General features: G+C 62.9%; 1 protein-coding gene. It reads left to right on the forward strand.

Annotation, left to right across the window (positions count from 1 at the left end):
• The coding region (locus AC0L3C_RS36190; RefSeq protein ID WP_473410408.1) for a cytochrome P450 at nt 1-434 on the forward strand (434 nt) is incomplete at both ends.

Raw genomic sequence — 434 nt, forward strand, 5'->3', positions numbered from 1 at the left:
CTGGTTCACGACCCGGCCGCGATCAAGCGCGTTCTTCTCGACAACGCGGACAACTACCGCAAGGACCCAATCCAGCGCCGCATCCTATCCTCCGGTCTCGCCGACGGCCTATTGAGCGTGGAAGGAAGCCGCTGGGAGGTGCAGCGCCGGACTTTGGCACCGCTATTCGCAAAGCGGACCGTCGCCTCCTTCAGCGAGGCGATACTAACCGCGGCGGACGAGCTCGCGGGCAAATGGAGCCGCCTCGGCTGCGGTACCGTGGTCGACGCTGCCGCCGAGATGACGTTGCTCACGCTCAAGGTACTGGCCCTGACCATCTTCTCCGATGGGATCGGCGGAGACTTTGAAGAATTTCGTCTGGCCATGAACGCCTATTTCGGGGTCATCGGACGCATCGGCGCGCTCGATCTATTCGGCGTTCCGGAATTCGTGCC

It is taken from the genome of Bradyrhizobium sp. WSM4872 (assembly GCF_055811715.1).